Here is a 1,009-nt window from a genome sequence, read left to right as displayed (position 1 = left end):
CCCACCCGGACGCGCTCGCCTACGTCCTGCACACCTCCGGCTCCACCGGCACCCCCAAGGCCTGCGCCAACACCCACGCCGCCCTCGCCAACCGCCTCGCCTGGATGGCCGACCATCTGCGCGTCGGTGCCCACGACACCATCCTGCACAAGACCCCCGTCTCCTTCGACGTCGCCGTCTGGGAGATCCTCCTCCCCCTCGTCACCGGCGCACGCCTCGTCCTGGCGCCACCCGGCGCCCACCGCGACCCCGACGCCATCGCACGCCTCATCGGCCGGCACGCCGTCACCCTCCTGCACTTCGTGCCCGCCCAGCTCTCGGCCGCCCTCGCCGCCGGCGCCCTCGACGACACCGCCAGCCTCACCCGACTGATCGCCAGCGGCGAGGCCCTGCCGCCCGACCTCGCCCGCGCCGTCGCCGCCCGCACCGGCGCGCGGGTGCACAACCTCTACGGACCCGCCGAGGCCGCCATCGACGTCACCGCCTGCGACGTCGCAGCCTGGGATGGCGCCTGCGACGACGCCTGCGACGCCGGGCCCGCCCCCGGGCCGCGCGTGCCGATCGGCGCGCCCATCGCCAACCTGCGCCTGCACGTCCTCGACGACGCCCTCCACCCGGTGCCGGTCGGCGTCGTCGGCGAGCTCTACATCGGCGGCCTCGGCCTCGCCCGGGGCTACCGCGGCCAGCCCGGCCTGACCGCCGCGCGCTTCGTGCCCGACCCGGAGGCCGGGCGCGGCGGCGCGCCAGCCGGGGCGCGGCTGTACCGCACCGGCGACCGGGCGGCGTGGCGGGCGGACGGGCAGCTCGACTACCGCGGGCGGGCGGACGATCAGGTCAAGATCCGCGGCCAGCGCGTGGAGCCGGGCGAGGCGGCCGCCGCGCTGCGGGCGCTGCCGGGTGTCGCCGAGGCGGCGGTGGTCGCCCGTCCCGGTCCGGACGGGGGGCTGCGGCTGGTGGGCTACGCGGTGCCGGCGGCCGGCGGCGCGCTCGACGAGCCCGCGCTGCAGCG

General features: G+C 78.7%; 1 protein-coding gene. It reads left to right on the top strand.

The genetic code is table 11. The features are described 5' to 3' along the window. Positions 1 to 1,009 (top strand): amino acid adenylation domain-containing protein (locus tag ACQKQD_RS34150; RefSeq protein WP_427511007.1); only part of this gene is annotated, 1,009 nt, incomplete at both ends.

The sequence above is a fragment of the Methylobacterium sp. NPDC080182 genome, assembly GCF_050281105.1.
Taxonomy (GTDB): domain Bacteria; phylum Pseudomonadota; class Alphaproteobacteria; order Rhizobiales; family Beijerinckiaceae; genus Methylobacterium.
Note: the sequence above shows the minus strand (reverse complement) of the source record. Positions and strands in the feature narration are given on the sequence as shown.